This is a genomic window from Allobosea sp. 10N428 (assembly GCF_056394545.1).
Genome location: NZ_JBFTIC010000003.1, coordinates 49398 through 67517 on the forward strand (window position 1 = coordinate 49398; position 18120 = coordinate 67517).

Here is an 18120-nt window from a genome sequence, read left to right on the forward strand (position 1 = left end):
GCAAGCGGGTAGCGCCGGTCTCAGGCCGCCCCCCCTGCGCGGGCCTGAGAATCGCCTGCCGAACGAGGCTCCAGAACCGATTGTCCCGCGATGCTCGGGTCAAGCCCGAGCATGACGCGCTGCCTTACAGCTCCGCATCGAAGGCGACGGCGTCGAACGCCGCCCGCACCCGCCCCAGCGCTTGCGCGGTGACATGGGCATAGGCCCGTTCGGGCGACTGGGCGACGACACCGCGGTCGCTGCCCTGCACGTTGATTTCCTGCGAAACTGAGAAGCTGACGGCCGGCGTCGCGCGCATCGGCACGGGCATCCCGATGCTCTGGCGTGCCCCCGCCGCCGCGGCCTGGTAAGCGTCGAGCAGGATCTGTCCGTCCGGTCGCCAATGGTAGCGTCGGCACAGCATCTGCTCGATCGCGAGCGGGCGCGCGCGCCAAGCGGTAGCGATACTCCCCTGCTCCAGCTTGATGCGGGCGAAGTTGACCGTCCCGGCGCTCGGGGACAACCGTACCGTCAAGGCGCCCGTGTCCCCCACAGCCGGCGTCAGCGTCACCGAGCGGCGGCCTGCGCCTGCCATGATCGTGCCGGACTGGCTGCCGATGGCGACCGAGAGATTGCCTCCGCTCAGCCCTTCGACGGAAAGCGTCAGCGACAGACCGGCGAAGGAGGCAAGGCCCCACAGCGCCGGCTCGACGACCTGCACGATTCCGCCGGAGCTCAGCGTGATCGCGAAGCCGCTCCGTGAAAGATTGGCGCCCCCGCTCGCCGCCTTCCAGCGGTCGAAGCCGTAGCTTCCCGCCGCGAGCGCGCCGCCCCCAAAGCCCCGTTGGTTGATTTGCAGATCGCCGTTGATCAGCAGGTTCTGCCCGGCCGCCCAGGCCGAGCCGGGGAGCGCCACGCCGCCCGTCCCGCGATCGATCGCGATTGCATCGTGCCAGGACGAGCCATCCGCGCTGACCTTGACCCGAAAATCGTCGTCTCCGGACAGGCCGAATTCGGCCCGCCCCGACCAGTTGCTTTGGAACAGGACGCTCGCGGTGTTGCTGGCGGAGCCCTTGTTGATCTTGAGGCGATGATCGCCGCCCGCATGGTTGAACAGGCTGGCCTCGGAGGACACGGCGAGACGATTGGTTGCGTCGGCCGTCGCGTTGATCCCCCAGCGCTCGGCCCCGAGGCTGCTCAGAGGGCTGGCGCGCCGCCATTCCGTCCCGGTCCAGAGATTGTGCTCCGCCTCATCCGCGATCCAGGCCTGCCAGCCCACGCGGGGCGTCAGGAACGTCCAGCCGCCATCCTCGAACAGCGCTAACTGATCGGTCCGGCCGGCGAAGACACCCGCGCCGCCCGGCGGCACGATATAGGCGGAAAGCTCAGTCGGCGAAGCCGGCGGCGCGGCCTGCGTGCGGCTGTCGACGACCAGATGGATCAAGGCATCGAGCCGTATCAGGGCGTCGTTGTGGGTCACATGCTTCTGCGCCTGCCCGGCTGCGAGCAGGGGCAGGGAAAGTCGGGGGGTATCGGTCATGAGGCCTCGCGAAGGGGATGCAGCGCCGGGCTGTCGCGAGGGGGATTATCGAGCGGCTGCCGGCGCCGGGGATAAGTCGGCCGGCTCAGCCGCAGCGGCGCGGCCGCAGGCTGGAACCAGCTGATCAGCGAGGAGATGCATAGATCGCCTTGGCGCCGCGCGCGATCCGCGCCGCCGACGATGCGGCAGAACTCTTCAGCATGAAATCTCTCCCATTCATCGCCGACACGCTGTCCCCGCGCCCTTGCGACAGCATAGCCGGCGCGAAGACATGACACAGTTTTGACCTATGCCATTGCTTCGCCGTTTTTACCTTGCCATAAAGGCATAGCTGCGCATCGGTGCGAAACGATTCTGACAGTGCTGGCCTAAATCTTGCTGCGCGTCCCGCCAGCATTCGGAGTCCCGGTTTGAACGCCTCCCTCGACAAGTTGCGCCGCGCCGCCGTGCTGATCGGCTGGACCGCCCTCCTCGTGATCATCGTGTCGACGTTGTCGCCGATCGATGCCCGGCCACACCTTCTGAACCTGGGGCCGGACGTCGAACGCTTCCTTGCCTATCTCGCCGCTGGCGCGTTGCTGACCTTCGCTTACCCGCGCCAGCGCTGGCTCGTGCTGCCTGGTCTGGTCGCTCTGGCCGCCGGTTTGGAATGGCTGCAGACGCTGGAGATGACCCGTCACGGGCTGCCTCATGACGCGCTGGTCAAGATCATGGGTGCGGTTATCGGCTCCGCCATGGCGAGTTCCTTCGAATACATGCTCCGGCGCTTCCGCAACGCCTTCTGAACGTCGGGCCTGCTCGATCCGGTGTTCCGATCTGGTCCACCTGCCGGCGGCACAGGCATTGCCACCTCAGCCTTCAAGACGATCCGCTGCGCGCCCGCGTCCCGCATTGGGACAGGGCGTCGCTGCAGCTCGGATCTGGGGCGGGGTGACATGAGCGTCAACGATCTGGACAGCACGCTGCTGACGACGTCCGCGAGCCGGCGGCGCCTCTGGCGGCACTGGCTCGGGCCGCTGACCGCAGCGAGCGACGCGTTCATCGTCGGCTCTCTCGTTGCGGGGGCGTCGGCCGCCTATTATCTGGTAACCCAGCATGAAATCGGCATGGATCGCGCCGCCCCCGAGCTGGCAGCGATGTTGATGACGATCTTCGTCTTCATCAATCTGATGCAAGGGCGCTATCAGCTCAAAAACTACCTCTCGCCCCAGGGACAGATCGCATCGGCTTTCTCGGTCTGGAACATCACGATGGTCGCGTTCCTGGCGTTGATCTTCGTCGCCAAGATCACCGGGCACTACTCGCGAATTGTCATTTTCACGACCTATTTCGCCGGAATACCGGTGATCGCGCTCTCGCGCTCTCTTCTTGCCCGGTGGGTTGCAGCCGGCAGCAAGGCAGGCCGGATCACGGCCGAGCGCGTCTTCCTGATCGGGCAGGAAGACAACGTGATGTCCTTCGTCGCCCGGCACAAACCCTGGCATGTCGGTTTCGCGATCACCGACGTTGCGTTCCTTAAACCCGGCCGGAATGGCAATCGGTCGGAACTCGCTGCCAATCTGGCCGCCGCCGTGGCAAACTGCCGGGCCGGGCGGCCCGATGCCGTCCTCATCGCCCTGCCCTGGTCGGAACAGCAGACGATCGAGGCCTGCGTCAGCGCCTTCACCAATCTTCCGGTCGCGATCCATCTCGCGCCCGAGCCGATCATGGAGCGTTTTGAGACGCCGCATTTCGTTCGCTCCGGCTCGTTTTCCAGCCTGCGCCTGACCCGGCAGCCGCTATCTGGGGCAGAGATCGCAGCCAAGCGCGCTTTCGACATGGTCGCGGGAGTCGCGGGTTTGGTGCTGACCCTGCCGCTCCTCATCATGATCGCCGCCCTGATCAGGCTCGACTCGCCCGGCCCGATCCTGTTCCGGCAGCGTCGCTATGGCTTCAACCAGCAGGCGTTCCGCATCTTCAAGTTCCGGACCATGACCACGACCGATGACGGGCAGGTCGTCGTCCAGGCCAAGCGCAACGATCCCCGTATCACCAGAGTCGGGCGGCTTCTCCGCCGCTACAATCTCGACGAGCTGCCCCAGCTTCTGAACGTGATTGCCGGTGACATGTCCCTGGTGGGACCGCGGCCCCATGCGCTCGCCCATGACGTCGAGTTCCAGCGCAGGATCGCCAACTATGCGCGCCGTCACAACGTCATGCCGGGCATCACCGGCTGGGCTCAGGTGAACGGCTTTCGGGGCGAGACCGATACCGACGAGAAGATGGCCAAGCGCGTCGCCTATGATCACTGGTACATCGACAACTGGTCGTTCTGGCTTGATGTCGCGATCCTGCTCAGAACCGTCTTCAGCCGCAAGGCTTTCACCAACGCGCGTTAGACGCGGGCCCAGGTGACTTGAATCAACCTTTCGGAAACCGCCTATAACCTATTGATTATATGAAACATTGTCAGGCCTTGTTGCGACCAGGCCGGGTCGGCGCGCCATTGTCCGCGCATTGCGCGGCTTCGCGCCGGCAAAAGCGGCCGGCAAGGATGGCCGGCTCGCACCTCTTATGAGAACAGGTGCCAGATGCCCCGCCCGAGCCAGACGGCGCAGCCGAACATGATCGCCAGCGCCAACACCAGCGTCCCGAAGATCACGGACCGCCCGGCAAAAAAGCTCGTCAAGCTCGCCCGGTTTTCGGGAACATTGTCGTTTGCCGCCCGCGGCACGCGAGCCGGGCTAGAGATGCGGAACGGAGTGGGAATTCGATGCACGCGCTCTGGTCGCATGGCACGGGCTCATAGCGTTAAAATTGCGTTAATCCGACGCGATGATAATCGACTGAAATCGATCTGCGCAAAAGCCCAAGGTGAACATTCCGCCGAGTTTGGCCGAACGAGGTTAACCTAAGGTCAGCTCCATCCGGCCGCCGGCTCGCGCGCGATGCTATTCCATCACCATCGCATGGTCGTCGGCCGGGGCGGCGGCCTCTTTTCGAGGCGTGCGCAGCAGCGCCAGGAAAGGCAGCGCGGCAAGGCAGAGGATCATCAGCAGCTTGAAGTCGTCGACATAGGAAATGATCGTGGCTTGACGCGTCACGACCTCGTCGAGCGCGGCGCGCCCCGCGAGCTTCAGCGGATCCCAGGCCTCCTTGATCGCCGGCGTATCGAAGATACGGTTGAACGGCGTAACGTAATTCGCGATCTCGGCATGGTTCACCTGCACGTTGCGGGTGAGCAGATAGGCGACCAGCGAGATGCCGACGCTCGAGCCGATATTGCGCGAGAGGTTGTAGAGGCCGGTGCCGTCGCCGCGATACTCCGCTGGCAAGGTCGCGAAGGTGATCGTCGTCAGAGGCACGAACAGAAGCCCGAGCCCAGCCCCCTGCAGGAAGCCGGTCAGCATGATGGTCTGTTGCGACACGTCGGGCGTCCAGCCGGCCATGTCGTACATCGCCCAGGCGCTGACCAAGAGGCCCGAGCCCAGCAGGATGCGCGTGTCAACCTTGCCGATCAGCTTCCCGACCACGAACATGCAGACCATGGTGCCGAGGCCGCGCGGTCCCATGACGACGCCGGCAGTCACCACCGGATAGCCCATCAGCGTCTGCAGATAGGGCGTCATCAGCGCAAGCGACGCCAGATAGCAGATGCCCACGATGAAGATGAAGATCAGCCCGACGCAGAAATTGCGGTCGAGGAAGAGCCGCGGCTTGATGAAGGAATTCTCGGCCGTGAAAGTGTGCACCACGAGGATGTAGAGCGCCGCGACGCAGACGGTCGCCTCGACGATGATCTCGAAGGAGTCGAACCAGTCGAGCTGCGCGCCGCGATCGAGGAAGAGCTGCAGCGCGCCGATCGCGATGCTGAGGGCGCCGAAGCCGATCCAGTCCAGCTTGGCGGCAGCGCTGGACCTGGTCTCGCTGACGAAGATCGAGACGCCGACCAAAGCCAGGATGCCGAGCGGCAGGTTGATGTAGAAGACCCAGCGCCAGGAGATGTTCTCGGTCAGCCAGCCGCCGATCACCGGCCCCAGCACAGGCCCGACCATCACCGAGACGCCGAACAGCGCCATCGCCGACCCGCGCTCCTCGGGGGTGTAGATATCGAGCAGGATGCTCTGCGACAACGGCACCAGCGCCGCGCCGAAGAAACCCTGCATCAAACGAAAGCCGACGATCTGGGGCAGCGACTGCGCCGCGCCACACAGGATCGATGCGACGACAAAGCCGATGATCGCCACCGACAGCACCCGCTTGCGCCCGAAGCGCGCGGCCAGGAAGCCCGAGGGCGGCGTCATGATTGCCGCCGCGACGATGTAGGAGGTCAGGACCCAGTTGATCTGGTCGGCGCTCGCCGAGACGCTGCCCTGGATATAGGGCAGCGCGACATTGGCGATCGTCGTGTCCAGCGCCTGCATGATCACCGCGAGGATGACGCAGGCAGTGATGGCGCCGCGGTTGGCGACCGGGGTCGCTGCCGCGGCGATGGCGCTAGCCATGGTTGTTCTCTGTCTTCTTGCTCATGCCAGGATTCTTGCTGATGCCCGGGTTCTTGCTCATGCCCGGGTTCTTGCTCATGCCCATGGCCGAGCCGACGAAGTCCGGCAGCCCGCGCGCATGGCCAGTATCGACATCGAGCGTCACGCTCATGCCGGCGCGCAGTTGCGGCCTGTCGGGCGGCGTCTCGATCTTCACCCGCATGGCGATGCGCTGGACGACCTTGACCCAGTTGCCACTGGTGTTCTGCGCCGGCAGCAGCGAGAAGCTTGCCGCCGAGGCCGGGCTGATACTGTCGACCGAGCCGCTCCAGCTCGCGCCCGGATAGGTGTCGACATAGACCTCGGCCTTCTGCCCGGGCCGGACCCAGGTCAGTTCGGTCTCCTTGGGGTTCGCCTGGATCCAGACATGATCGGTGGAAACCAGGCTGAAGGCGTTGGTCGCCTCCGCCAGATACTGCCCCTTCTGCAGCGAAGGCACGTTGGTGACGATGCCGTCCATCGGCGCACGCACCACGGTGTGGTCGAGCTGTCGCGCAGCCTCGGCGCGAGCGGCGACGGCATCGCGATAGCGCGGATGCTCCTCGACCGGAGCATCCGGGTTGCCGTTCAGGCCGGCGGCGATGCCGGCGAGCTGGGTCTGCAACTGCACCAGTTTCTGCTGCGCGCCGTCGAGATCGTGCTTGGCCTGGTCATAGGTCACCTGCGACGCGACGGATTTGGTGGCGAGATCCTGCTGGCGCTTGAACGTGGTCTGGAAGAACGCGATATCGCTCTCGGCCTGGGCGATCTGGCTTTGCATGCCCTTGTAGGTCGCCTTCAGCGCCTCGAGATCGTTGCTGACCACGCCGATCTGCGCGTCGGCCCGCTCCAGCGCGAAACGGAACGGCTTGTCGTCGAGCCGGAAGAGCACTTCGCCAGCCTTCACCGGCTGGTTGTCGCGGACATCGACCTCGCTGACGATGCCGGCGACATCCGTCGAGATGCCGACGATATCGGCCTGCACATAGGCATTGTCGGTCGACATCACCTGACCACCGGTGACGTAGTAGTAGCCGCCCGCGGCCAGGGCGATCGGCAGCAGCGCGAAGAGCAGCTGGCGCTTGCGATTGCGGGCAGGACGCGCTGCCGGAACCCCGGAAGTCGCGATGGGCGCTGCCTCGGGCGCCTTGTCGGCGGGGGTCGACGGCGCCTTGGCCTCTCCGGCGCGCTTGATCTCGGTCACGTTGTCGCGCATCTCCGGGTCGGAAGCGCTTGTCGTGCCGGCATCGGCTCTTCTGGCAACGTCATCCATGGCGGGCCTGTCCTTCGGCAGCCGGCGATTGGCAGGCAGCCACAAGATTCTCTTTCATGGTTTCGAGCAGGCCGAGCAGCCGCGCGCGCTCCGCTTCCGGAATCGCACCGAACGCCTCAGCCCGCGTGACTTCGCCGAGCCCGCGCATTGTATCGAGCGTCGGCCCGGCCTTCTCCGTCAGGTAGAGCTGCCAGCTGCGCCGGTCGGTCGGATGCGGCCTGCGCTCGACGAGCCCGCAGCTCTCCAGCTTGTCGACAATCCGGCCGACGGTGATCGGCTCGACATCGATCAGCTCGGCGAGCATCCCCTGCTGAATGCCAGCATTCCGGTCGAGATAAGCGAGCACCTGCCATTGCGAGCGCGTCAACCCGGTGTCGCGGGCGTTCTGCTCGAAGCGTTTGCGCAGCAGGCGCGCGACATCGTGCAGGAGGAAGCCAACGGTCGGCGGCGGCTTTGTAGGCATGCTTGTCATAAGCACCTATATAATATCCTGATACAGCCATGCCAAGCGCGGGGCCATGGTCGCGCGGTACGTCCCCCCTGCATGGCGCGCATTGCCAGGCGCGATCGGCCGCGGCTACCTTCGCCCGGCGGGAGCGCAGTCGGGGATCAGCCCGAGCGTCCCGTGCGGGGGGAGTAGCGTGCTGGGGCGTTGGATTCGCGGGCAGTTGGCGTCGCTGTCAGGTGTGGGATTGGCGCTGGGAACCCTGCTGTTCGCAGCCGCCCTAACGCCCACCCTCGTGCCCCGCAGTTATCTGACGCAAGGAGCGCTAGCCGGCATTTGCTTTGCGATCGGCTATGGCCTCGGCGTTTCGTCCCGGCAGCTCTGGCGCTATCTCGAACTGTCGGAGCCTTCGGCGCGGTTGCGGCGCCCGGCGAATGCCGTGATCCTTGCCCTGTCGGTGCTGATCGCACTGTGGTTTCTCTGGAAGGCGGCGGATTGGCAAAACTCGGTCCGTGCCGTCTTCAGCCTGCCACTGCTACCGAGCTCACACCCGGCCAAGCTCTGCCTTGTCGCGCTCGCGACCTTCGTGCTGGTCCTGGTCATCGCGCGCCTGTTCAAGCGGCTGGCCGCCTGGCTTGTCGGAATTATCCGGCGATACATCCCCGTTCGGCTCGCCAACATCATCGGGATCGGCCTCGCCGCGCTCTTGTTCTGGTCGCTGGCGAGCAACGTTCTGGCGAGCGCGGCCTTCCGCGTGCTGGATTCATCCTATCGCGAGCTCGATGCCTTGCTCGAACCGGAGCGCGCCCAGCCGACCGCTCCGAACAAGACCGGCAGCCCGGCCTCGCTCGTCAACTGGCGGGAGCTCGGCCGCGCCGGCCGCGAATTCATCGCCGCCGGCCCGACTGCCGAGAGCATCGGCAAGCAGACCGGACGCCCCGCCCAGGAGCCGATCCGGGTCTATGTCGGCCTGCGCGGCGCCGAAACGCCGGAAGCAAGGGCCAGGCTCGCCCTGGAGGAACTCAAGCGCGTCGGCGGCTTCTCCCGCTCGACGCTCATCGTCGTCACGCCGACGGGCACCGGCTGGGTCGATCCCTCCGCGATGGATGCGCTCGAGCATCTTCGCGATGGCGACGTCGCCAGCGTCGCGGTGCAATACTCCTATCTGAGCAGCCCCCTCTCCCTTCTGACCCAGCCGGAATACGGAGCCGAGACGGCCCGCGCGCTCTTCCGCGAAATCTATCGATACTGGACCGCCCTGCCCCACGACACGCGCCCGAAGCTCTATCTGCACGGCCTCAGCCTTGGGGCCATGAACTCGGAGAAATCCGCAGAGCTGTTCGAAATGATCGGCGATCCGATCGACGGCGCGCTCTGGAGCGGCCCGCCCTTCGAAACCCGCGGCTGGCGCTCGATCACCGAGGCCCGCAATCCGGGAACGCCGCAATGGCTCCCCGAATTCGGGGATGGGCGCATCGTGCGCTTCATGAACCAGAACGGCCCTACGGTCCCGCCCGACCGGCCCTGGGGGCCGATGCGGCTGGTCTATCTGCAATATGCGAGCGACCCCATCGTCTTCTTCGACTATCGCGACGCCTACCGGCAGCCGGCCTGGATGCAGTCTCCGCGCGGGCCGGACGTGTCGTCCGAGCTGCGCTGGTATCCGATCGTCACGATGCTGCAGCTGGCGCTCGACATGGCCGTGGCGACCAGCACCCCCATCGGCTACGGCCATGTCTACGCGCCCGAACACTATGTCGAGGCGTGGACGGCAGTGCTCGGCCCCGGCCGCTGGTCGGCGGAGGAACTCGCGGCCCTGAAGCGGGATCTGGCCGCGCGGGCGCGGGCTCGGGCAGGCGCCGAGCGCCCCGCCAACGACCCATACGACAACCGGGGCGGATAGCTCCGCCGATGAAAGAACGGCAAAGGGGCTTGATCCCGATCGCGTTTGCGGCTGTGCTGCTGCATCTCTGGCCAGGGGGCCCTCCGGGAAGCCGATGGACGCCGCGCGATCACCAGCTCCAGGATCAATGACAAGGGCCATGCTGTCCTAGCATCGGCCACCCCTTTGCCTTTCACCATGATGCATCGCTTCGACTCTGACCAATCGCGATGGAGGACCGATGAGACAGCTAGGGTTTAGGGCCGGAGGTTCCGGTGCCGGAATCGGTTCGTTGAGCGGAAGCCTGCTTCTGGCGCTGTTGCTCTCAGGCTGTGGCGGCGGCGAGACGCTGTCGCCGGTGGCGAGCGTCGCGGACACCGCCCCGGCTCCGACCAATGTCACGCGTGATGCGCTGGTGGGCCGCTGGGGCATCGCCTCCTTCCACACCGAAAAGGACCGCAAGCGCACCGAGGCCGAAGCGCGGGCGCAATGCAAGCAGCCCTATACGATCACGAAGGGCCCCGGCGACGGCGTGATGATGCATGTCGCCGACGACCCCAAGCCCTATGAGCTCCGGTTGAAGGCCGGCCCGGGCGGCAAGAGCTATGTCGGCTTCGAGGCGCCGGCCGGCGATCCGCAAGATCGCGAGCTGCTCTCGGTTTCGCAGAAGGAGCTGGTGATGCGCTTCGTCGATCCGGACGCGAACCGGCGCTACGGCACCTTCGTCTACAGCCGCTGCTGATCTGGAGCTGACGGGACATGAACCTCTCAAAGACCCTCGCCGGCATCGGCCTCGCTGCCGGCTTCGCCTGCCTGCCGCTGCTCGCCCTCTCCGGCGCCTCCCTGGCGCAGCCGCGCGCGCCGGCGGCGATGAAGGAGACGATGGATATCGGCGACGAGCCCGGCCGCATCTCGACCGAGGAAGTGACCATCACCGACGGCCCCTATGCCCGCCAGATGGTGCTGTTCCGCTCCAACGAGGCGCCCGGCACGGTCGTGATCCATTCCGGCGAGCGCTTCCTCTACGTGGTGCAGGGCAATGGCCGCGCGCTGCGCTACGGCATCGGTGTGGGCCGCGAGGGCTTCACCTGGTCCGGCCAGGTCCAGGTCAGCCGCAAGTCCGAATGGCCGGATTGGCGCCCGCCGCCGGAGATGCTGCAGCGCCAGCCCTATCTGCCGCGTTTCATGGCCGGCGGACCGGGCAACCCGATGGGCGCGCGTGCCCTCTATCTCGGCTCGACCGTGTTCCGCGTCCATGGCACCAACCAGCCGGAGACGATCGGCCAGGCGATCTCCTCCGGCTGTTTCCGGCTCGCCAATGGCGACATCATCGACCTCTACGAGCGCGTCCCGGTCGGGACCAAGGTCATCATCCGCCACAACGCCACGCTCTGACCGGCGCGGTGCGCAACCGAATCCGAAGGGAGAAGAGAGCCATGTCAAAGGCCTCATGGTTTCGCCTGCCCGGCCTCGCCGCCGGCGCCGCGCTGGCCGCCACGCTGGCGGCCCCGGCAGGGGCAGGCACGCTTGAGACGGTAAAGCAGCGCGGCACGCTCCAATGCGGCGTCAGCGAAGGCGTCCTCGGCTTCTCGGCCAAGGACTCCGAAGGCAAATGGAACGGCTTCGACGTCGATTTCTGCCGCGCCGTCGCGGCCGCCGTCCTCGGCGACGCGAACAAGGTCGCCTTCACCCCGCTCTCCGCGAGCGAGCGCTTCGACGCGCTGAAGGGCGGCAAGGTCGATCTGCTGGCACGCAACTCGACCTGGACTCTCGGCCGCGAAGCGGAACTGGGCCTCGCCTTCGCCGGCATCACCTATCACGACGGGCAGGGCTTCCTGGCGAAGCGTTCGCTCAAGGTCGACAGCGCGCTCTCCCTCGACAAGGCGAAGATCTGCGTCGAGGGCGGCACCACGACGCAGCTCAACCTCGCCGACTTCTTCAAGGCCAATTCCATGACTTACGAGGAGAAGGTCTATCCGAGCGCCGCGGAAGCCTTCGCTGCCTTCGAGGGCGGACAATGCGATGTGCTGAGCCGCGACCAGTCGGCGCTGCACGGCGAGCGGCTCAGGCTGGCGAAGCCCGCGGATGCGGTCGTGCTGCCGGACGTGATCTCGAAGGAGCCGCTCGGGCCGGTGGTGCGCAGCGACGACTTCCCCTGGTTCAACGTGGTGAAGTGGGTGAACTTCGCACTAGTCAACGCAGAGGAGCTCGGCATTTCCACCGCCAATGTCGACGAGGCCCTGAAATCGCAGAAACCCGACGCACGCCGCTTCACCGGTGCGGAAGGCGGCTTCGGCAAGGCCATGGGGCTCGATGCGGACTGGGCGATCCGGGCGGTCAAGGCGACCGGGAACTACGCCGAGATCTATGAGCGCAATCTCGGAACCGGCTCGAAGCTCGGTATCCCGCGCGGCCTCAACCAACTCTGGAGCATGGGCGGCGTGCTCTACGCTCCGCCGCTGCGGTAGACCATAGCGGCTGCTTTCGTCGGGAGCGGGTTCAGGCCCGCTCTCGACATGGCATCAGCGGCAGAAGCCGAGCCATTTCGAATTTGAAGGAGATGGGTGGTGGGGGAAGCAGGACTCGAACCTGCGAAGGCATAGCCAGCGGATTTACAGTCCGCCCCCTTTGCCGCTCGGGACATTCCCCCGCCTGCGCCCATGATCGGCCTGTGGGGCCGAGGGCCACCGATATGTCACTTTCGCGACGACCGGCAGGCGCGGCCGGACTTATGGTGACCGGGCCGCGCCCTGTCAACGGCAAAAAGACCGGAGATGCGAATTCCCTGTGAAGCCAACCCGGCCCGAAATCGCTCAGCTCGCAGCGCCGAGGCGCTCCAGGATAAAAGCGACACGGATTTCGACGCTTTCCCGCGGCAATTCGACGAGATCGTAGCCGTAGTGCGGATAGGTCCGGGCCATCGCGTCATAGGTCCGCACGGCCTCCGCGAAGTCCTGCTTGCGTTCGGCATCCTGCCCGAAGATCGCAGGCCATGGCGGCGCAATGAATACGGTCCTGCGATAGCGGAATCGTTCCACCACAGCCTCGACATGGGGTGGCACCGGCAATCCACAGAGCGTGAGATAGCCTGCGATGTCGGGCAGGCCGCGGTCGAAGAAGACAAGCTTGCCATGCCCGCACGCCTCATCGTAGCCGCGCAGATCGGCCGCGAGCATCAGCTCTGCGAAGAGCGCTCGATTCTTCCACGGCAATCCCTCGCCACCCATCGCCTGCTGGTCGCGGATAACAGCCCGGCCGGCCTCGGGCTGCACGGCATGGCCGCGCTTCGCCAGCGCCTCGATCAGGGTCGTCTTGCCTGAGCCGGGCCCTCCGGTGAGGACGATCAGCCGGTCTCTGTCTTCTGTCATGGTCGCTCCTTTCCTCAGCGATCCGTCCACGCCGCGCGCTTGGCTCTGGCCAAGCGCCTCGCGCCATGGCACGGCACTCCGGTCAATCTGGAGAATGCGATGGCCCCGCCATTCCGTCCGAAACAAGCCAGGCCCGCAGGCGGCAGACCCGGCAGCGCCCGCGGCGCCGGTGGTCCGCCGCCGCATCGGCCCGGTGATATCGACGAGGCCGTGCTCTACGGCGTGCATCCCGTGGTCGAAGCCCTACGCAACCCGCAGCGCCGCCACCGGCGCCTGCTCGCCACCGAGAACGGGCTGAGGCGATTGCAGGAGGTGGTAGGCACGTTGCCGCTGGAAGCCGAGATCGTGCGCCCCTCCGAGATCGATCGGCTCCTCACGCCTGATTCGGTGCATCAGGGCCTTTATCTGGTCTGCGATCCTCTGCCCTCGCCCGAACTCGACAGTCTGCCGGACGACGCTGTCGTGCTGGCGCTCGACCAGATCACCGACCCTCACAATGTCGGCGCCATCCTGCGCTCCGCGGCCGCATTCGGCGCGGCGGCGGTCATCGTCACCATCCGCCATTCGCCGGCGGCTACCGGCGTGCTGGCAAAATCGGCCTCCGGCGCGCTGGAGCATGTGCCTTTGATCTCCGTCCGCAATCTCGGCGATGCGCTGGAGACGCTCGGCAAGCGCGGCTTCCAGCGCATCGGCTTCGATTCGGATGGAGACGTCGCGCTCGACGACGTGGCACTGAAGCGGCCGCTCATCATGGTGATGGGAGCGGAAGGCAAGGGCCTGCGCCAGCGCACCCGCGAACTCTGCGATCACGTCGCACGGCTCGAAGTCCCCGGCGCGATCACCAGCCTCAACGTCTCTAACGCCACCGCCATCGCGCTCTACGTCGCAAGCCGCCGCTAGAGACGAAACCGAAGCCCCGGCTCAGCCGAGGCTTGCCCGGGGCGGGCGAATTCGGATCAGCGGCGCGGCACCGTCAGCAGCAACGCGCCCGTCTCGGCATGGGCGTACCGGCTGCGGGCGCCGCCGCGGGCATCGTCGGCACCGCCAATCCGGATGATGCGAGCGACCGGGCGCGAGCGTGGCCCCTCCAGCAGGTAGATGGTCGGCTCCGGCGTGGGCGAGCGCTGGATCCCGGCCCGCACCGGCAGGTTCTCGAAAGCGTCGGGGTCGATCGTCTGCGGAGCCTCGGCTTGCTGCTCAATAACGCTGACACCGCCTGTCGGCCCGCCGACATCGTACCAGGGCCAGTCATAACCCAGCGAATTCCCGCCGAAGCGGCGATGATGCCAGCCCCGCGCACCACGGCCGGCGCCGCGCCAGGCCCGAGCGGCTTGGATGGGATGCCCGACAATGGCCCGCCCGTGGCCTATCGAGACAGCTATGCCGTGTCCGCCGCCGCGCCCGGCAGCCCAGGTGCCCGTCGACAGCGACGCAGCGACGCAGAAACCACACGACAAGGCGATCGCAAGCCGCGACATCGCGCGCTTCCTCCACCGCATCTCGTCAGGCCTCCCCAAGAGGACTATAATGCCGCCTTGTCTGCTGGAAAGCCACAGCTTTTCCACAGCCGTTGGTCGCCCGCCCGCCTCGTCGATAGTCTTAAGACGAATGGTGCAAGACCAAGTGCTCGATTGCCCCTGCGACAATACGCGCGCAAATCTCTGATCCAGCCTGGCGTGGCGGGATTTGTCCGCCACCCGGCATCGCGGTCATCGCCACATCAGAAGCGCGAGCCGCGCGGAAGGAACCGGCCGGGACATCCCGGCTTCCGGGCTTTACCAGGGGAGACAACCGCCATGAGCATGGCATCGCAAACATCGGATTCGAGGGCAGCCCCTCGGCCGATGACCAAGGAAGAGCGGAAAGTCATCATTGCCTCGTCGGCCGGCACGGTCTTCGAGTGGTATGACTTCTATCTGGCGGGCTCGCTCGCCGCCAACATCGCCCAGACCTTCGTGCCCGGCGACAACGACACGGCGAAGTTCATCTTCGTGCTGTTCGGTTTCGCGGCCGGCTTCGCGGTCCGTCCCTTCGGTGCGCTGTTCTTCGGCCGCCTCGGCGACATGATCGGCCGCAAATACACCTTCCTCGTCACGATGACCGTGATGGGCATTTCGACCTTCCTCGTCGGCCTGTTGCCCGGCTTCCAGACCATCGGTTACGCCGCCCCCGCGATCTTCATCGCCTGCCGCCTGCTGCAGGGCCTCGCGCTCGGCGGCGAGTATGGCGGCGCCGCGACCTATGTCGCCGAGCATGCCCCGATGGGCCGGCGCGGCTTCTATACCTCGTGGATCCAGACCACCGCGACTGTCGGCCTGTTCCTGTCGCTGATCGTGATTCTCGGGCTGCGCCTCAGCATGACGCCGGAAGCCTTCGCCGCCTGGGGCTGGCGCGTTCCGTTCCTGCTCTCGATCATCCTGCTCGGCTTCTCGATCTGGATCCGCCTCCAGCTCTCCGAATCGCCTGCCTTCGTGAAGATGAAGGAAGAAGGCACCCATTCGAAGGCCCCGCTCTCCGAAGCCTTCGGCACCTGGGCGAATGCCAAGATCGGCATCATCGCGTTGCTCGGCGGCACCGCCGGCCAGGCGGTGGTCTGGTACACCGGCCAGTTCTACGCGCTCTTCTTCCTGACGCAGACGTTGAAGATCGACGGAACCACCGCCAACCTGCTGATCGCGCTCTCGCTGCTCGCCGGCACGCCGTTCTTCATCCTGTTCGGCTGGCTCTCTGACAAGATCGGCCGCAAGCCCATCCTGCTCGCCGGCTGCCTGATCGCGGCGCTGACCTACTTCCCGCTGTTTACGATGCTCGCCAGCACGGCCAACCCGAAGCTGATCGCGGCCACCGACAACGTGAAGCTCGTCCTCAGCGCCGATCCGGCCGAGTGCGGTACGCTGTTCGACCCGGTTGGCGTGCGCACCTTCACCAAGCCCTGCGACGTCGTCCGCCGCACGCTGGCCACCAACTCGATCCACTACGATCTCGTGCCCGGCCCGGCTGGCTCGCCGCTCAAGGCAACGATCAACGGCAAGGATGCGCCGAGCGGAGCTGCGGATCTCATCACTGCCGCCCAGGCCGCCGGCTATCCGAAGGTGGGTGACGCGACCATCCTGAAGACGCCCTCGATCGGCCAGGTGCTGACCGACGGCCGCGCCATGAAGGCTGTCGGCATCCTGTTCGTGCTCGTCCTCTTCGTGACGATGGTCTACGGCCCGATCGCGGCGCTGCTGGTCGAACTCTTCCCGACCCGCATCCGCTACTCCGGCATGTCGCTGCCCTATCACATCGGCAACGGCTGGTTCGGCGGCTTCCTGCCTCCGACCGCCTTCGCGATCGTGGCCGCCAGCGGCAACATCTTCTCCGGCCTCTGGTATCCGATCATCGTGGCGCTCGGCACCTTCGTGATCGGCCTGCTCTTCCTGCCGGAAACCAAGGACCGCGACATCCTGAAGTAACCGCCACTTCAAGCGATCTTCTCGGCCCCGCCTGCAAGGGCGGGGCCTTTTCTTTGTGCTCGCGCCCGGGACTCCTCTCGCTGCCCCAAAGCGGCTTTGCCATGCTGTTCCGCCGCTCGCCGTGCTATCGTAACGTCAAGGTCCGGCAGATGGCATGAGCCATCCCAACCAGCGGCGACGATCGGGTCGCCGCCCGATACTTCCGATGAACAGGCCGGGCCGTTTCAGGGAGTAGCGCAATGACGACCTACATCATGCTGGCCAATTGGACCGATCAGGGCGCGCGCCACGTCAACGCCTCGCCGAGCCGTCTCGACGCCGCCAAAAAGGCGCTCAAGGAGATGGGCGGCGAGTTCAAGGCCTTTTTCATGACCATGGGCAAATACGACATGGTGATCGTCTGCGAGGCGCCGGACGATGCGGTCCAGGCCCGCTTCTGCTTGCAATTGGGCATGCTCGGCAATGTCCGCACCCAGACCCTCAAGGCCTTTCCCGAGGCCGCCTATCGCGAAATCATCCGCTCGGTGAGCTAGATCCTCGTGCGTCCATTCCGGCGCTACGCAGCGCTCTAACGCCTTGTTGGTGCATCGGATTTCTCCGAAAGGTGGATTCCGCTTATTGGTCCGATGCGCGGGCCTGCCGGCCGGACGATGAGGCCAGGAAAGCGCTCGTGAAACGGGCCCGCACGTCATGGCGAACGCATGCTGCGCGACGGATCGGCAACAGTCGCATCGGAGATGCTTGCTCTTGCCGCCATCGGCTGGTAACCGCTACGGCACCGCCGACGCGAAAATTCCGTCGGCGGCTATCCTGGCCGCGCGGTCAGGAGTGCCGGTGTAGCACAGCGGTAGTGCAGCGGTTTTGTAAACCGAAGGTCGGGAGTTCGATCCTCTCCACCGGCACCAATGAATTCCAGAATAATTTCAAGATGTTGATGCGAGGCGCCGGATACGATCCGGCCCCTCGCTCTCACGTCCCCCGGGTGCGCTTGGAACCGCGTCGAGATGCCCCCGTTTGGGGGCTGCGAAGCTTCCACAAATCTCTTGAAATCGGCGGGTTGGAACGTGGCGCGAGGGGGGCGATGTTCGAGAACGGCGAAGTTCCGGCAATCGTCGCCGCGGTCGTGCCTCACTGGTTGCTGACGGCGATCAACATCATGGGTGCCCTGCTGGTGCTCGCTGCAGCCTCGTAAGCGCCCCGGCGCTTCCTTGTGCCGGTACAGCCGCAAGCCAGACGGATACGATCGCGATACTTCCGGGCAAGCCGTTGCCATGGCATCGCAGCCTTGGCTGGCTTGAGGAAGTTCGCTTCGGGATTGACATCCGCCCCGCTCCGGGAACGTGCTGACGAAGCGGGTCAGTCCGGCTCGACAGATCGGGAGGCTCCGATGAAGGCCGTCGCTCTCACGCTCGTTCTCGTGCTGAATGCAGGCGCTGCGCTGGCTCAGGCGCGCCCTTCCACCGTGACGCGCCCTTGTGCGGCCAGCCAGAGGGATGTCCAGGTGCATGGCGCGATCGTGCTGGGCACAGGCGGCTTCACCTATGACCGCTTCGTCCGGGACCGCAGCTTCTGCCAGTTCGACGAATCGCTCGATCCGGCCTGGGTGCCCAGTCGTGACCAGGAAGCCTGCTTTGTCGGCTACCGCTGCAAATCGCAGTCGCGCTGGTTCGACTGAT

General features: G+C 65.9%; 16 protein-coding genes and 2 tRNA genes. 11 read left to right on the top strand and 7 right to left on the bottom strand.

Annotated elements, in window-relative coordinates; genetic code table 11:
• Positions 1-124 precede the first annotated feature (124 nt).
• On the bottom strand, positions 125-1519 hold the full coding sequence (locus tag AC1DDA_RS10445; protein WP_476795704.1) for a DUF2793 domain-containing protein: 1395 nt from the start codon (positions 1517-1519) through the stop codon (positions 125-127).
• Positions 1520-1929: 410 nt separating this feature from the next.
• On the opposite strand from AC1DDA_RS10445, the gene AC1DDA_RS10450 reads away from it, so the two are divergent.
• Together AC1DDA_RS10450 and AC1DDA_RS10455 are read left to right on the top strand one after the other, a co-directional pair.
• Entirely contained in the window at positions 1930-2304 is a 375-nt protein-coding gene (locus AC1DDA_RS10450; protein WP_441512888.1) for a VanZ family protein, read from the top strand.
• 150 nt (positions 2305-2454) lie between these two features.
• On the top strand, positions 2455-3897 hold the full coding sequence (locus AC1DDA_RS10455; protein WP_476795705.1) for an undecaprenyl-phosphate glucose phosphotransferase: 1443 nt from the start codon (positions 2455-2457) through the stop codon (positions 3895-3897).
• Between the two features lie 552 nt (positions 3898-4449).
• Here AC1DDA_RS10455 and AC1DDA_RS10460 read toward each other — a convergent pair.
• From AC1DDA_RS10460 to AC1DDA_RS10470, 3 genes are read right to left on the bottom strand one after another with little or no spacing between them, the layout of a single operon-like run.
• Positions 4450-6003 (bottom strand): DHA2 family efflux MFS transporter permease subunit, encoded by a 1554-nt coding sequence (locus AC1DDA_RS10460; RefSeq protein WP_476795706.1) that lies wholly within the window; start codon positions 6001-6003, stop codon positions 4450-4452.
• Positions 5996-7294: an HlyD family secretion protein gene (locus tag AC1DDA_RS10465; protein WP_476795707.1), complete on the bottom strand. Its 1299-nt coding sequence runs from the start codon at positions 7292-7294 to the stop codon at positions 5996-5998. The genes AC1DDA_RS10460 and AC1DDA_RS10465 overlap by 8 nt, the downstream gene beginning before the upstream one ends.
• Entirely contained in the window at positions 7287-7757 is a 471-nt protein-coding gene (locus AC1DDA_RS10470; RefSeq protein WP_476795708.1) for a MarR family winged helix-turn-helix transcriptional regulator, read from the bottom strand. The genes AC1DDA_RS10465 and AC1DDA_RS10470 overlap by 8 nt, the downstream gene beginning before the upstream one ends.
• 178 nt (positions 7758-7935) lie before the next feature.
• Here AC1DDA_RS10470 and AC1DDA_RS10475 point away from each other — a divergent pair, with 178 nt between their 5' ends.
• The 4 genes from AC1DDA_RS10475 to AC1DDA_RS10490 all read left to right on the top strand — a co-directional run bounded on the left by AC1DDA_RS10475 (position 7936) and on the right by AC1DDA_RS10490 (position 12089).
• A complete protein-coding gene (locus AC1DDA_RS10475; RefSeq protein ID WP_476795709.1) occupies positions 7936-9642 on the top strand; it encodes an alpha/beta hydrolase in 1707 nt (568 codons plus the stop codon).
• A gap of 271 nt (positions 9643-9913) precedes the next feature.
• Positions 9914-10363 carry a hypothetical protein gene (locus tag AC1DDA_RS10480; protein ID WP_441512895.1) on the top strand — a complete coding sequence of 150 codons (450 nt, stop codon included), beginning with the start codon at positions 9914-9916 and terminating at the stop codon, positions 10361-10363.
• A 17-nt stretch (positions 10364-10380) separates the two neighbouring features.
• The gene (locus tag AC1DDA_RS10485; protein WP_441512896.1) at positions 10381-11016 is read left to right on the top strand and encodes a L,D-transpeptidase; all 636 of its coding nucleotides are present in this window, start codon (positions 10381-10383) and stop codon (positions 11014-11016) included.
• A gap of 41 nt (positions 11017-11057) precedes the next feature.
• Entirely contained in the window at positions 11058-12089 is a 1032-nt protein-coding gene (locus AC1DDA_RS10490; RefSeq protein ID WP_476795710.1) for an amino acid ABC transporter substrate-binding protein, read from the top strand.
• Between the two features lie 97 nt (positions 12090-12186).
• On the opposite strand, the gene AC1DDA_RS10495 is transcribed toward AC1DDA_RS10490, so the two are convergent.
• Positions 12187-12271 (bottom strand) — tRNA-Tyr (locus AC1DDA_RS10495).
• A gap of 163 nt (positions 12272-12434) precedes the next feature.
• Positions 12435-12989, bottom strand: coding sequence for an AAA family ATPase (locus AC1DDA_RS10500; protein ID WP_476795711.1), 555 nt, complete (start codon positions 12987-12989; stop codon positions 12435-12437).
• 99 nt (positions 12990-13088) lie between these two features.
• On the opposite strand from AC1DDA_RS10500, the gene rlmB reads away from it, so the two are divergent.
• Entirely contained in the window at positions 13089-13889 is an 801-nt protein-coding gene (rlmB, locus tag AC1DDA_RS10505; RefSeq protein WP_476779296.1) for a 23S rRNA (guanosine(2251)-2'-O)-methyltransferase RlmB, read from the top strand.
• Between the two features lie 56 nt (positions 13890-13945).
• Here the strand turns inward: rlmB and AC1DDA_RS10510 are convergent, their stop codons facing one another.
• Positions 13946-14467, bottom strand: coding sequence for a hypothetical protein (locus AC1DDA_RS10510; RefSeq protein ID WP_476795712.1), 522 nt, complete (start codon positions 14465-14467; stop codon positions 13946-13948).
• Between the two features lie 366 nt (positions 14468-14833).
• Between AC1DDA_RS10510 and AC1DDA_RS10515 the strand changes: the two genes are divergently transcribed.
• From AC1DDA_RS10515 to AC1DDA_RS10530, 4 genes are all read left to right on the top strand, one after another.
• Positions 14834-16444 (top strand): MFS transporter, encoded by a 1611-nt coding sequence (locus AC1DDA_RS10515; RefSeq protein WP_476795713.1) that lies wholly within the window; start codon positions 14834-14836, stop codon positions 16442-16444.
• Between the two features lie 239 nt (positions 16445-16683).
• Positions 16684-16977, top strand: coding sequence for a GYD domain-containing protein (locus tag AC1DDA_RS10520; protein WP_441512902.1), 294 nt, complete (start codon positions 16684-16686; stop codon positions 16975-16977).
• A gap of 297 nt (positions 16978-17274) precedes the next feature.
• Positions 17275-17349: transfer RNA gene (locus AC1DDA_RS10525), tRNA-Thr, on the top strand.
• Positions 17350-17831: 482 nt separating this feature from the next.
• Positions 17832-18119 carry a hypothetical protein gene (locus AC1DDA_RS10530; protein WP_441512903.1) on the top strand — a complete coding sequence of 96 codons (288 nt, stop codon included), beginning with the start codon at positions 17832-17834 and terminating at the stop codon, positions 18117-18119.
• Position 18120 lies beyond the last annotated feature (1 nt).